Below are 13,092 nucleotides of genomic sequence, written 5' to 3'. Positions count from 1 at the left end.
GGGACTGTCATGCCTGGCCTCAAGTGACCGCTGGCGGTTTTCATGCATCAGATTTATGTGCCTGTATGCAATCACCGAGCCAGTTTGTCAGGCGCGGCACACGGCAGACTGGAATCCTGTGCGCCGCCGGGGCCAAGACATTAATTTAGCGAACTTCCACCCCTTTGGGGAAGTCTTTGTTCAAGGCTGTCCACAGGCACCAGCAGGCGACGACAGTAATAATGGAAAAGGGCGCCGCCGCTGTTATGGATGATGTCTGCAATGCCTTGATGCCGCCTGTGAGCAGCAGCACGAAGGCGAGCCCGGCCTGAAGGGTTCCCCAGACAGCCATGCGGCTCTTGGGCGGGTTGAGCATGCCGTCGGAGGTGTACATGGCCAGCACATAGGTGGACGAACTGGCGGAAGTCACCACGAAGATGATCAGCAGAGCCATCATCAGCACGGACATGATGCTGCCCAGCGGCACATAGTCGTACATCAGGTAGACGCCCACGCCGATGTTGTCCTTGACGGTCTGCGCGATGTCGGCAATGCCCGTCACCTGTATGTGCAGGGCTGTGCCGCCGAAGATGGAGAACCATACCACGCCGCCCAGGGTGGGCACGATGAGCACGCCGGCGACAAATTCCCTGATGGTGCGGCCACGCGAAATTCTGGCCACAAACGAGCCGACAAAGGGGCCCCAGGCAATCCACCAGGCCCAGTAGTAGAGGGTCCAGTCGTCCAGCCAGCTGCGGTACGAGCCGCCGTAGGGGGCCACCCTGAAGCTGTCGGTGATGAAATGGCTGAGATAGTTGCCGATGACAGCCATGCTGGTTTCAATGATGGGCAGTGTGGGCCCGAGGAGCAAAAGTCCCACGGACAGAACGATGCACAGCGTGAGGTTGGAGTTGGCGAGAAGTTTGATGCCCTTGTCCAGACCTGTGGCCGTGCAAAAAGTGTAGAAAAATCCAAGAATCACAATCAGAGAAAGCTGCACGGTAATGTTTTCGGGCAGTTTGAAGAGGAAGTGCAGGCCGCTGTTGACCTGCATGACGGCGAGCCCTACCGATGTGGCCACACCGGCAATGGTGGCGAACACGGCCGCCACGTCAATGATGCGGCCAATGGGAGTGCGGGCGGCGTCCTTGCCAAGGATGGGCAGAAAGAGGCTGCTGAACAGGCCCGGAGCGCCCTTTCTGAACTGAAAGTACGCAAGGCACATGGCTATGACCGCGTACACAGCCCAGGGGTGCAGGCCCCAGTGGATGATGGAGGCGCGCAGGGCGTCTTCGGCGGCCTGGGCGGAATCAGTGGCGCCAAAGGGACGCACTATGTAGTTGATGAGCGGTTCCGCGACGCCGTAAAAGACCATGCCAACGCCGTGGCCGGCCCCAAAAAGCATGGCGAACCAGCTCATGGTGGAAAACTCGGGTTTTTCATCGGGCTTGCCCATTTTGAGACTGCCGAATCGGCTGAAGGCAAGAACAATGCAAAAAATGACGAAAAAGTTCACGGCGAGCATGTACCACCAGCCCATGTACTTCGTCAGAAAAGTGAAAACACTTCCTGTGAAACCGCCGAATTGTACAGGGAGCATAAGGCCGATGCCGACCACGCAAAGAACGAAAATCAGTGATACATAGTAAACGAATTTGCTTGTTTGAACTTCTGGGGTATTGCTCATGGCTTCATCCTCATATTGCAGTTCTGAATTGAGTGGGGAAAAGCCTTTATACAAGGCGGCCCGTCATTGCAGAGCAATGGCGGGCCGTATGTCATGCCTTTTACTTTTCCACAGCAAAGATGGTCTGGTCCTGCACGTCGGTCTGCAGGGCTTCAACAGCCCTTCCGACTCTGTGCAGGCGCATCTTCCACTGTTCTTCAGGAGAGGCCTGAGGATTGCCAAGAGGGTAAGGAACCGCAAACGTAGGAACTATACGGTTACTGCCAACTGTTTTCGCGATGTTGACAAGGTTGCACATGACCACAACAGGAATGCCGCTACGTTCAATTTCTTTTCCGATCGTTGCACCGCAACGAGTGCAGGTTCCTCACGTGGCTGTGAGGATGACGCCCTCAACCCCACGCTGGTGCAGCACTTCGGCAATCTCGCGGCCCATGCGCGCCGCTTCGCCCTGGGTCGTTCCCGTACCCACGGTGGTGTAGAAGTAGTCGTCCACTTCGCCGAGCAGGCCTTCGTTCTGCAAGGCCCGGATGGCGTCCAGAGGCACGACCACGTTGGGGTTCTTGTCAGCCTGTTCAGGGTCGTAGCCCGCGTGGATGGTCTTGAACACGCCGGATTCCAGCGCGGCCATCTTGGCGATGTCGTACTTGCCCCAGCGTGTGGCCGAGCAGGATTCAATCCTGTCCGGGTTGGCCACGGGCACGATGCCGCCGGAAGTGACCAGGGCAATCTTGATCTTGGTGATGTCCTTGATGGCCGGGGCAATGGGGATCAGGTCAGGGGCCGGGATGGGCAGTTCTGTCTCGAATTCCTTTCCGGCGAGCTTGGCAAGCAGCATGTCCACCGCGCGATCGCAGGCGGGCACGGGTTCCATGCCAAGGTCTTCAAGGTAAACCTGGTGACGGATGCCACGGCCGAAGTAGCCTTCCATGGCGGCGGGCAGCAGGCGTTCGCCAGCGGCGATCTTGTCGGCAAAGGTGGCCATGGCGGTCATGTCGGCCTTCATGGTCGTGGCGCGGGCGCCGCCCTTGAAGATATACAAATCTCTTTTGAAAAGCTCGACGCCGGGGTTTTCAACGTTCATGGAGCTGATGACCGGCACGTTGAACTTTTCGCTGACAGCCTTGCACACAAGGCCGCAGGCATTGCCGTAACGACCGGCGTTAAAGGCCGGGCCAGCGATGAAGACGTCGAACTCTTTGCCTTCAAGCAGCTTGAGGCAGCGTTCCACAGCTTCGTCGGCATGCGAGGCCATAAAGTTGTCGCCGCAGATCAGGGTGTTCGTGATTTCAACATTCTTGGAAACGGCATTGAAGATATTCGAGCATCCAAGAGCGCCATCGTGCATGGCCGGTTCATAGTCCGCCATGTCCTCACCGCCAACCTGTCCGAAGAACTGGTTGAGGTAGTGGATAGCTTTTTTCTTCATGGTCTTCTCCCGATAGAGTAAAAATTATCGACGTACCAATGGGTATTTTCGTGGGCGATTAAAACTCGAAGCAACGCTTGACCGAGTATCCGCTGGGATGGTCGGCGCAGAAAACGGCGTTGTCTTCAAGCAGGCACGATCCGTCGGGATTGACGCAACCGGCCCAGCCGCCGGAGAGACCGTCGCGCTGCAGGGCGTCCAGTTCTCCAATAACGGTTTTCATGGGGGCCAGATGCACCAGTTCGGACACGTTGCCCGTGGAAACCAGGGCGTCGGCCTTGGGATCAAGGGCCACCAGGGGCTGGGACTTGCCGTCGCGGCCCGTGCATTCGTTGGAAATACCGACGGTTTTGACCCCGGCCTTTTCCAGCTCCACAATGACCTGGATGTAGTCCACGTCGGGGTTGCCGTAGCCTTCTTCGGCCACAATGGCCCCGTCGGCGCCCAGGCTGTTGGCAATCTGGGCGACCATGATGGCGGATCTGATCTTCTGTTCCATGATCACGTTGAGGTTCGACATGATCACGCCGAGGAAGTTCAGGGTCTTGCCATGCTCTTTCATGAGGCGCTTGATGGTGGGGTTGGTCTGAAACTCGTACGTGGACATCTTGGAAGAGCAGGGCATGAAACTGCCGGAAACCACAGCGCCGCCAAGGATTTCATTGGGGTGCATGTAGGTCGGGAGCATGTGGTTGCCGTCCCATCCGTAAACCAGGGTGTTGTAGCCCATGGCTTCCATCTGCGTCTGGGGCTGCATCACGTAGACAACCGAAGGCAGGTCGGAGACGGCGGAGTCACGGCGGTTGACGGCGTCAAGCTCGTAAACGTCGATGCTATCGGGGGTGAGGTCGGCCAGGGTTTTGCCAAGGAATTCGGCAAGGCGCATGCCAGCCCAGCGAAGGGCATGGTTTTTCTTCTGCTGTTCGTGCCGTTCGAATTCTTCATCCGTATCGGCCACGAGCACGATATTTTTCAGGAAGCCGTAGAGGGTGCCGCGCTGAAAGGGGCCGCCCATATCAATGAGGCCGTCCTGGAAGCTGCCCCAGTGCTTGCCCACAACCAGCAGGGAAGCGCCGGTAAGGGAATGCACGCGGCCGGTGGCCGTCGAGCAGAGGTCGGAGGTCGCGCCGGGGTGGTTGCCTGGAGCGCCACTGACGCGGCAACGGATTTCCAGAGCGTCTTTCACGGGAACAAGGCGCACTTCATCGCCGGGCTTGACGATATGAAGCTCGGCTTCAGTAATATGCTCGTCCTTCATGACTTCGGCGAGCGCTTCTTCTTTGTTGACGGTAAAAATACCGTTGGCAAAGCCGGTTTTTGCGCCGAAGGCCACATCCTTCACTACAAAGTTACCAATCTCAAGTTTCATGGGCTGCACTCCTTTTAGTGCTGAGAAAACGGTTTGTGCCGGAAAAGCCCTTTCAGGGGGCCCCACAACCAGAACGCCGTACACGGGCAGTTCTGATCTTCAACCGTATGTCGGAAAGACGGACCGGGCACGCAGCTGGTCCAGCCATTTGAGGTGCAGCGCCACCGCTGTGGAACCTCAAACCGAGTCGCTCGTATCATCGAGAGCGTCGGGCAAGCCTTGCTTCAGCCGGGCAGGTGATGCGCGCTCTTCCGTCGCCTTTCACCCGCAGGTCACAATGTGCTTTTGCCGTGTTGCTCCCGCATGTCTGCCGCGGCTTTTGTCAACGCCTCTCCATCCAGCACCATTTCCATCATGCTGATGTGCTCTTCCCACGCTTGGGGATCGGCCTCCTTTTTAATGGCAGGGTCAAGGATGTGATACACGGGAAGTCCCAACGGGACTCCAGACAATGGGCCTGCGTACGTGGGGTCGCCCTGGGTCACGGTCTCGGCGTAAATGCCGGTTCCGTCCACATCGGCTGTACCCAGGATGACGAGGATGTCATCCTTGTCGTACTTGTCAGCAGCTTCTTTGGTGCGCTGCTGATTTTGCAGGTCCATTGCGCCTGCCGCGGTTCAAACAAAACATTCGGTTGCGGCAAAGACGACTTCGGCATCGCTCCCCTCAAAGGCCTTGGCCATGGCCAGGCCGGGGACGCCATCCCGTTCGCCTATCAGAATAAGCTTTTTTCCTGCAATACCACTCATACATTCTCCTTTTTGTTGCAATAGAGGGAGATTAGTTTTCTAAATAGACATATAAAGTTGTCATACAAGTCTGTCTTAAATAAAATTATAATAATATATAGTATAGTTATAAAAAAATAATTTACGAATTTAAAAACTTTTTTGCTTCTATGCGTTGTTATTGAAGTATGTTTTTGTTAAATTTTGTTTAACAAATAAGAAAATGCGTTTGCGCCCTTCCAGCCTTCTGCTGAATCTCGGCTGGATAGTTCCTCTACAGCAACATGTGTTCCAAATTTTTTTTAGGGTGATAGAACGCTGGTATAGTGTTTGAATAGTGAAATAAATCACATAAAAATGATAAATGTTACGACATGGCACGGTTGTGTGCAGGGACCAGGTGTTTTACTAATTGAAAAGAATTTTTAAGTTTTGAAAATTTATTTTTAAAACAATCAACATTCCATAGACGCCCAACACCTGCCCAATGGCAAAGGAGTTTCGCGAACATGAGAACAAAAAAGCCGAGCGCTATTATGAAATATACCGAAACGTTTGAGATGCTTTTTGACAGTGTGGATATCGGGCTGATCATCGCGGATGTGGACGGCACGCTTGTGTATTACAACAAGGCGCAATCGGCCATCGACAGGATTGACATTGACGACGCCCTGGGGCGCAAAATGTATGAGGTGTATAAATTCACCAAGGATTGAAGCCCGGCCATGCAGGTACTCAGGACCGGAGTGCCAATAGAAAACAAGGTGTATTATTACTTCACGCGCGGCGGCAACCTCGTGTACTCAACGTGCACAATATATCCCCTGTACACAAAGGAAAAAGACCTTCTGGGCGTTGTCTGCTACAGCATTGGCTACACGGACCTTGCCCGCCATATGGAAAATGTGCAGCACGTTATCGAGGTTCAGGGCAGCAAGGCCCCGGGCCGAAAAAAAGCTGTGACTGCGGACAAGCATTATTCCTTTGCGTCCATTGTCGGCATGAACCAGGAGTTGCGAAAGGCTGTGGGCATGGCGGAGGTGGCCGCCACCTCGTCAGCCTCCGTGATGCTTATTGGTGAAACGGGCGTGGGCAAGGAGGTGTTTGCCCAGGCCATCCATTATGGGAGTGCCCGGCGCGGCCGGCCATATACGGCCATCAACTGTTCGGCCGTGCCCGAACCGCTCCTTGAGGGCATCCTTTTTGGCACATCCAGGGGCGCGTTTACCGGGGCGCTGGACAAGCCTGGCCTTTTTGAAACCACAAACGGGGGCACGTTCTTTCTGGATGAAGTGGACTCCATGCCGATTTTTCTGCAAAGCAAGCTGCTGCGGGCCCTGCAGGAAAAGAAGATCAGGCGTGTGGGCGATGCCCTTGAAAAAGATATAGACGTTCGAATATTGTGCGCCGTGGGCAAGCACCCTAAGGAATTGCTGGACACAGGAGTCCTGCGTCCGGATCTCTACTATCGTCTGGGGGCCATAAAAATATTCCTGCCGCCACTAAAAAATAGAATAGACGATATAGTCCTGCTGTCCAGTCACTTTCTCGCCAAGCATAACCCCAATCCGCTCAATCCGCCTCCACGGCTCTCTGAAGCCGCCTTGGCCCTGTTGTCGTCGCACAGCTGGCCTGGCAACGTGCGCGAACTGGAGCATGTGCTCGAGGCCGCCATAAGTGTGGGCCAGGGGGTTGCCGTACTGGACGTCGAGCAGCTCACCAAGTCATGCCCCGACATCTTCCCCCCGGACGCGGTGGCCGTCACGCCAGACGTGGGCCCCGTCGAAATCCGCGCTGCTGCGGCGCTCAGCGTAAAAGCGCCGGCGTCGGTTATTGCCGACGTGCAGGCGGTTCCCGATGCAGAGGCCGAACAGGGCGCAGCTGAAGCGCCAGCCCCTTCCTCTGAAAATCTTCTGGCGAGCCGCAAGGATATGGAGATGGTTGCCATTCTGGACGCGCTGGGCAAGGCAGCCGGGAACAAAAGCCTGGCTTCCCGGCTGCTTGGCATATCACCCCAGCTCTTGTCCTATAAGATTAAAAAATTCGGCATCAATGCGAAAAATTTTGTGCCGAAGCAGCTTTAGAGCGTTTACACTTTTTCAAAGTTAAAATGCTCTGGGTATTTCACGGCGCGCGGGCGCTGCTTGCGCACCGTCCGGCGGTGTATGTCTGCCATGCCGCCAATGCCGCAGCAGAAGGGCCTTGGAGGGTTTCAGGCGGTCAGGCACATTTTATGCATAAACCTGTCCGGCCAGTTTGATCGTAAGCAGGCAGCACTTATACCGGGCACGTTTATTCGCGCTGGCGTGCCCCCTGAGGGAAGGAGAGTCCATGCCAACACGCATACTGCACAAGGAAAGCCTGATCCCGGGCAAAACCAGCAAGCTGGTGCTTGATGCGCCGGAAATCGCCCGCAAGGGCAAACCCGGCCATTTTGTCATGCTGCGCATGACCCCCACCGGGGAGCGCATTCCCCTTACCATTGCTGATACTGACGCCGAAAACGGCACCATCACCATTGTCTATCTGGTCATGGGCAAAAGCACGGCCCTGCTTGAAGCTCTCAGTGCCGGCGACGACATCCTTGACGTCTGCGGTCCTCTGGGCCACCCCACCCATATTGAAAAGAAAGGCACCGTCATCTGTGTGGGCGGCGGCACGGGCATTGCCGCCATGCACCACATTGCCAAGGGCCATGCCCGTATGGGCAACAAGGTTGTGGGCGTTATCGGCGCGCGCAGCAAGGACCTGCTGCTTTTTGAAAACGAGCTGAAATCCTTTGTCAACGAACTGCTCATCTCCACCGATGACGGCAGTTACGGCCACAAGGGCCTTGTGACGGATCTTCTGCGCGACAGGCTTGAAAAAGACAAGAGCGTCTTTGAAGTCGTGGCCGTGGGCCCCGTGCCCATGATGGCGGCTGTGGCCGAAACCACGCGCCCCTTTGGCGTCAAGACCACGGTCAGCCTCAACCCCATCATGGTTGACGGCATAGGCATGTGCGGCGCCTGCCGCGTCAGCGTGGGCGGCAAAACCAAGTTCGCCTGTGTGGACGGCCCCGAATTTGACGGGCACGAAGTGGATTTTCCTGAACTGCGCCGCCGTCTGGCCGCCTATCGTGAACAGGAGAAGGTCTCCATCGACGACTATCAGAGGACTGCTCATGGAAACTAAGACCCCCAAAAAGCCCGTTGCCCCCAGGGTGGACATGCCCTGCCAGCCCGCCGAAGTGCGCCGCGCCAATTTTGACGAAGTGGCCCTGGGTTACACCAGGGAAATGGCCATTGAAGAAGCCCAGCGCTGCCTCCAGTGCAAAAAGCCCCTCTGCGTCAGTGGCTGCCCGGTGGAAGTGCCCATCCGCGATTTTATCCGTGAAGCGGCGCATGGCAACATGGACGCCGCCTACCGCATCATCAAGAGCACCAACAGCCTGCCCGCCGTCTGCGGCCGCGTCTGCCCCCAGGAACACCAGTGCGAGGGCAAGTGCGTTCTCAGGGCCAAGGGCCAGCCCGTGGCCATCGGCCGCCTTGAGCGTTTTGTGGCCGACACCTACATCGCCACCACGGCCTGCGAGCAGGTCACGGGCACGGATGCCTGCGCCCTGCCGCGCGGCGACCTCAAGGTTGCCTGCATCGGCTCCGGTCCGTCCTCCCTCACCTGTGCGGGCGTCTGCGCCGCTGCGGGCATCAAGGTTGACGTGTACGAAGCCCTGCACGAGCCGGGCGGCGTGCTCATTTACGGCATCCCCGCCTTTCGTCTGCCCAAGAACGTGGTTGCCACCGAAATTGACGGCCTGCGCCTGGCTGGCGTGGACTTTCACCTCAACTCCGTTGGCGGCCGTACCGTCGAGGTGGAAGAACTGCTTGAAACCCACCATGCCGTCTTTATCGGCGTGGGCGCGGGCCTGCCAATGTTTCTGGGCGTTCCCGGCGAAAATCTGGTGGGCGTGTTCTCGGCCAACGAGTACCTCACCCGCGTGAACCTTGGCCGGGCCTACGACTTTCCGCATCAGGACACCCCGGCCTTTCCCGGCAAGAACGTGACGGTCTTCGGCGCGGGCAACGTGGCCATGGATGCGGCCCGCACCGCCCTGCGCATGGGGGCGGAAAGCGTGCACATCGTCTACCGCCGCACCAGGGCCGAAATGCCCGCCCGCCTTGAAGAACTGGAACACGCCGAGGAAGAGGGCGTGCAGTTCGCCATGCTTTCGGCCCCGCTGCGCTTTAACGGCAACGATGAAATGCGCCTCACTTCCGTTACCCTGCAAAAAATGGAACTGGGCGAGCCCGACGCCTCCGGCCGCCGCCGCCCCGTGGCCATTGAGGGCGAAGTGTTCGATCTGCCCACGGACCTTGCCGTCGTGGCGCTGGGCACACGTTCCAACCCCATTCTTCTGGACGCCACCCCCAAGCTCAAGCAGAACAAGTGGGGCTATATCGAGGTCAATGAAGAAACGGGCGAAACGTCCATGCCCAACGTCTTTGCCGGAGGCGACATCGTCACCGGCGCGGCCACCGTCATCCTCGCCATGGGCGCGGGGCGCAAGGCCGGGCAGGAAATTGTGAAGCGGCTTCTGGGTTAGATACGGCCGGATGTTGCACCGGACATTGCACCGGACATTGCGGTGGGTGGGCCTGCCTTGGCAGGGCCACCCACCGCACGCCGCAACATGGCGTAACTTCAGATGTAACGAGCATTTTCGGCAGAATCCCCACTTTGAAATGTGCAGCGTTTCAAAGTGGATCTGATTTAGTTGACTGCGGCGCTCGGGATGCTTGCCGCCCTGGAAGTTTCATCGTAGTCTGGATTAACTGATGCAAGCAGATTCACGCAGCAACCGTGTAGCGCCACTAGTCTGGCGGCTGCGCGGGCAGGGGTGTTTTCTGCACAAGGCCCACAGTCGGCCAAAAAACTGCAACACGGCATGAGCGCCATGACGCACATTTGTTCCCATATTTCGCACGTCCCTGATACCCGCAGGGCAGGAGCGCTTGCGCCTTGGGCGCGGCGATCCGGCCTTATGGTATCCGGTGGAACCTGACTTTGCGGCGCTGTGGGGCAGGCTGTCTCGCGTTATCCTTCAAGCAGGGCCACGCTCTAATCATTTTCGGCCCTGCAAGGCAGGGTTGCGACGGTTCTTTTTCACAGCGCAGGTTTCGCATGCAGATGCGAAACCTTTTTTATTTTTTGGGTGGAAAAACGCTTCATGTTTATGGCGGATTGCAGCGTTTTTACCGTGGCGGCAACAGCGGCGTTGCAGGCTCATACTGTTTCAGACGTGCGACGGCATGGCCGTACACCAGGCGAAAAGGACGGATCAGGGCGCGTTGTCCAACATTTTTTGACGGAGGTTGTTATGGATGCAGAAAAAAACGGGCGTCGCGGTTTTTTAAAATCGCTGGCTCTGGGAGCTGCGGGAGCCGCGCTCATCACGCCGCAGGCCGCACAGGCCGCAAGCGGGGGCACGCTTCAGGTCTGGTCGTGCGGCGGCCTTGCCGAGGCCATGTGCCCGGCGCATGAGGAGTATACCCGGCAATCCGGGGTCAAAATTGTGTACACCGGGGCCTTTGCCGGGGCTCTTGGCAAATCCCTGCTCAGCGGCAGCGGGCACACCGAGGTTTTTGCCGGGCGTGTGCTTGCGCTGGCGCAAAGCCTGCGTAAAGCGGGAAAAATGCTCGCCTTCAAACCGTTGTGCTTTACAAGCTACGTGATCGCGGTTCCCAAGGGCAATCCCGCTGGCATCGCCGACCTTGAGGATCTCACCCGCAAAGGGGTGCGCGTGGCCATGGCCAAGGAGGCGTCCCCGCCAGGAGGACAGGCCGTCATGGGCCTGCTCAAGGCCGCCGACCTGACCCAGAAGGTGCTGGCCAATGTGCCGGAACAGGGAACCTGTGTGCAGCGGTCGGTGGAAAACGTCACCAGCGGCAAGGCCGACGCCATGATTGTGGAGCGTCGCATCTGCCGCATGCCGCGCTTTGCCAGCAATCTTGATGTGGTGGAGATCCCGGAAAAGTTTTTCCCCGCCGGGCCGCTGACCTTTACCGTGGGCCTTATGGCCGACGCGGCGGACAAGGATCTGGCCAACGCCTACATCACCTGGCTGACCAGCCCGCAGGGCCAGGCATTTTTTGATCAGGCCGGGTTTATCCCCGCAATTTCTCCCAAGGGTCAGGAACTCATTGAAAAGCTGGGGGTCAAAGATGTTGCATGAACTGGTCGCCCGACCCAGCCTCAGGCTGCGGACTCTTCGCTGGTGCAACAGGGCAGTATTGATCGCCTCCACGCTGTTTATCGGCGAATGGGGACTGTATGGCGCGTTTCGCTGTCCTTTTGTGGTGCCCTTTGTCAGTTGTCAGAACTGCCCGGTCATGACCTGTCCCGGCCAGGCGTCCCGCATGTTCTGGGGATTCTGGGGCATCTGGCTGGCTGTGGCCGTGTTCTTCGGCAGGGCTTTTTGCGGCTGGCTGTGCCCTGGAAACTTCGTCAACCGGGTTCTGGCGCTCAACCCCTTCAAATTCGGGCCAAATCCCATAGGCGTGAAGAACTACAGATGGGCCAAATACCTCATGCTGGCGGCGGGGCTGCTGGTATGGTTCGCCATGGGCCAGCCCAGGGTGAACGTGCCCCTGCGTGTGGGCGAGTTCTGGCCTTCGGTCATGCTGACGTGGGAACACGCCTTTCCTCTGTGGCAGTTGCGCTTTGTCATCACGGTGGGTGTGCTGGCCCTGGGGCTGGGCGTCATCATGTGCTGGTGCCGCTTTGCCTGCCCCTTTGGCGCGGCTCTGGAACTTGTGCGCCGCTTTTCTCTTTTCCGCTTTTACAAGACGCCGGAATGCAATGACTGCGACAAATGCAGAAAGGCCTGCAACATGCGCACGCGGCCCGATGAGGAAAACTGCGTCAACTGCGGCGACTGCGTGGGCTCATGTCCCAAGGACTGCATCCGCTTCGGCGTCAAGCCAAGGGGCAAGGCATGACCATACTGCAGCCGGACAGTTCGCGGCATCCCTGTTTCAGCCCTGAGGCGCACCGGTCTTTCGGCCGTGTTCATCTGCCCGTGGCGGCAGGCTGTAACGTGCAGTGCGGTTTTTGCGACCGCAAATACTCCTGCGTCAACGAGTCTCGCCCCGGGGTCACGGCACGGCTGCTTGCGCCGGAAGAGGCCGTTGACGCGGCCCTGCGCGCCGTGGCCCACATGCCGCATCTGAGCGTTATCGGCATAGCTGGCCCTGGCGATCCCCTGGCCGACGCCACGCGCACGCTGGACACCCTCGCCACGCTGCGCGAGGCGCTGCCCGGCATGCTCCTGTGCCTGTCCACCAACGGCCTGGCCTTGCCGCTGCACGCGGACGCGCTGGCCTCACTGGACGTGGGGCACGTGACTGTGACGGTCAATGCCGTGGACCCCGCCATCGGCGCGGTTGTGTACAACTGGGTGAACGACGGCGACAGCCGCGTGACCGGGTGGGAAGGCGCGGCCCTGTTGCTGGAGCGGCAGGAAAAAGGCGTGCGGCGTCTGAAATCCCTGGGCGTGACGGTCAAGATAAACACGGTGGTCATCCCCGGCGTCAACAGCGACCACGTGCGGGACGTAGCCATGGCCGTGGCGTCCTGGGGGGCCGACCTCATGAACTGCATACCGCTGCTGCCCGTGGCGGGCACGCGCTTTGCCGGTGCGGCGTCTCCCGGCCCGGACACGATGCACCGCCTGCGGGCCGAAGCCGGAGCCATAATCCCCCAGATGCGCCACTGCACGCGTTGCCGCGCTGACGCCCTGGGCTTTCTTGGCGAAGACGGGCGGCTTGAAGACATCTGCTGCGCGCCGCCCGCGACGCGGGCCGATGCTTTGGAGTTTGGCCAGTAGGCACGGGCGGTTCCCGCTGCGCGCAGATGCCCGATG

Annotated in this window: 11 protein-coding genes; 7 read left to right on the top strand and 4 right to left on the bottom strand. The window is 58.5% G+C overall.

Translation table 11 applies throughout. The features are described from left to right. Positions 1 to 145: 145 nt before the first annotated feature. The 4 genes from DESU86_RS05835 to grdA all read right to left on the bottom strand — a co-directional run bounded on the left by DESU86_RS05835 (position 146) and on the right by grdA (position 5,213). Positions 146 to 1,666 (bottom strand): BCCT family transporter, encoded by a 1,521-nt coding sequence (locus DESU86_RS05835; RefSeq protein WP_179980190.1) that lies wholly within the window; start codon positions 1,664 to 1,666, stop codon positions 146 to 148. 100 nt (positions 1,667 to 1,766) lie between these two features. Continuing rightward, a complete protein-coding gene (locus tag DESU86_RS05830; protein ID WP_179980189.1) occupies positions 1,767 to 3,095 on the bottom strand; it encodes a glycine/betaine/sarcosine/D-proline family reductase selenoprotein B in 1,329 nt (442 codons plus the stop codon). A 58-nt stretch (positions 3,096 to 3,153) separates the two neighbouring features. Then, a complete protein-coding gene (locus tag DESU86_RS05825; protein ID WP_179980188.1) occupies positions 3,154 to 4,464 on the bottom strand; it encodes a glycine/sarcosine/betaine reductase component B subunit in 1,311 nt (436 codons plus the stop codon). A 272-nt stretch (positions 4,465 to 4,736) separates the two neighbouring features. Further along, positions 4,737 to 5,213, bottom strand: a complete 477-nt coding sequence (gene grdA / locus DESU86_RS05820; protein ID WP_179980187.1) for a glycine/sarcosine/betaine reductase complex selenoprotein A — start codon at positions 5,211 to 5,213, stop codon at positions 4,737 to 4,739. A gap of 515 nt (positions 5,214 to 5,728) precedes the next feature. On the opposite strand from grdA, the gene DESU86_RS05815 reads away from it, so the two are divergent. From DESU86_RS05815 to nifB, 7 genes are all read left to right on the top strand, one after another. Then, positions 5,729 to 5,908, top strand: a complete 180-nt coding sequence (locus DESU86_RS05815) for a hypothetical protein (protein ID WP_179980186.1) — start codon at positions 5,729 to 5,731, stop codon at positions 5,906 to 5,908. A gap of 9 nt (positions 5,909 to 5,917) precedes the next feature. Further along, the gene (locus DESU86_RS05810) at positions 5,918 to 7,276 is read left to right on the top strand and encodes a sigma-54 interaction domain-containing protein (RefSeq protein WP_179980185.1); all 1,359 of its coding nucleotides are present in this window, start codon (positions 5,918 to 5,920) and stop codon (positions 7,274 to 7,276) included. A gap of 247 nt (positions 7,277 to 7,523) precedes the next feature. Further along, the gene (locus DESU86_RS05805; protein ID WP_179980184.1) at positions 7,524 to 8,366 is read left to right on the top strand and encodes a sulfide/dihydroorotate dehydrogenase-like FAD/NAD-binding protein; all 843 of its coding nucleotides are present in this window, start codon (positions 7,524 to 7,526) and stop codon (positions 8,364 to 8,366) included. Further along, positions 8,356 to 9,774 (top strand): NADPH-dependent glutamate synthase, encoded by a 1,419-nt coding sequence (gene gltA / locus DESU86_RS05800; protein ID WP_179980183.1) that lies wholly within the window; start codon positions 8,356 to 8,358, stop codon positions 9,772 to 9,774. Before DESU86_RS05805 ends, gltA begins: the two co-directional genes overlap by 11 nt. 774 nt (positions 9,775 to 10,548) lie before the next feature. Next, positions 10,549 to 11,403 (top strand): substrate-binding domain-containing protein, encoded by an 855-nt coding sequence (locus tag DESU86_RS05795; protein ID WP_179980182.1) that lies wholly within the window; start codon positions 10,549 to 10,551, stop codon positions 11,401 to 11,403. After that, positions 11,393 to 12,169 (top strand): 4Fe-4S binding protein, encoded by a 777-nt coding sequence (locus DESU86_RS05790; RefSeq protein WP_179980181.1) that lies wholly within the window; start codon positions 11,393 to 11,395, stop codon positions 12,167 to 12,169. The genes DESU86_RS05795 and DESU86_RS05790 overlap by 11 nt, the downstream gene beginning before the upstream one ends. After that, positions 12,166 to 13,056, top strand: a complete 891-nt coding sequence (nifB, locus tag DESU86_RS05785) for a nitrogenase cofactor biosynthesis protein NifB (protein ID WP_179980180.1) — start codon at positions 12,166 to 12,168, stop codon at positions 13,054 to 13,056. Before DESU86_RS05790 ends, nifB begins: the two co-directional genes overlap by 4 nt. Positions 13,057 to 13,092 lie beyond the last annotated feature (36 nt).

This window comes from Desulfovibrio sp. 86 (genome assembly GCF_902702915.1).
GTDB lineage: Bacteria > Desulfobacterota > Desulfovibrionia > Desulfovibrionales > Desulfovibrionaceae > Desulfovibrio.
The sequence above is the reverse complement of the archived record's forward strand: the minus strand, read 5'-3'. Positions and strand labels throughout refer to the sequence as shown.

What these genes read in the sequence shown, in the direction of transcription:
- DESU86_RS05835 (WP_179980190.1), bottom strand. Translation starts at nt 1,666, where the DNA reads ATGAGCAATACCCCAGAAGTTCAAACAAGCAAATTCGTTTACTATGTA.
- DESU86_RS05825 (WP_179980188.1), bottom strand. Translation starts at nt 4,464, where the DNA reads ATGAAACTTGAGATTGGTAACTTTGTAGTGAAGGATGTGGCCTTCGGC.
- DESU86_RS05815 (WP_179980186.1), top strand. Translation starts at nt 5,729, where the DNA reads ATGAAATATACCGAAACGTTTGAGATGCTTTTTGACAGTGTGGATATC.
- DESU86_RS05810 (WP_179980185.1), top strand. Translation starts at nt 5,918, where the DNA reads ATGCAGGTACTCAGGACCGGAGTGCCAATAGAAAACAAGGTGTATTAT.
- DESU86_RS05805 (WP_179980184.1), top strand. Translation starts at nt 7,524, where the DNA reads ATGCCAACACGCATACTGCACAAGGAAAGCCTGATCCCGGGCAAAACC.
- gltA (WP_179980183.1), top strand. Translation starts at nt 8,356, where the DNA reads ATGGAAACTAAGACCCCCAAAAAGCCCGTTGCCCCCAGGGTGGACATG.
- DESU86_RS05795 (WP_179980182.1), top strand. Translation starts at nt 10,549, where the DNA reads ATGGATGCAGAAAAAAACGGGCGTCGCGGTTTTTTAAAATCGCTGGCT.
- DESU86_RS05790 (WP_179980181.1), top strand. Translation starts at nt 11,393, where the DNA reads ATGTTGCATGAACTGGTCGCCCGACCCAGCCTCAGGCTGCGGACTCTT.
- nifB (WP_179980180.1), top strand. Translation starts at nt 12,166, where the DNA reads ATGACCATACTGCAGCCGGACAGTTCGCGGCATCCCTGTTTCAGCCCT.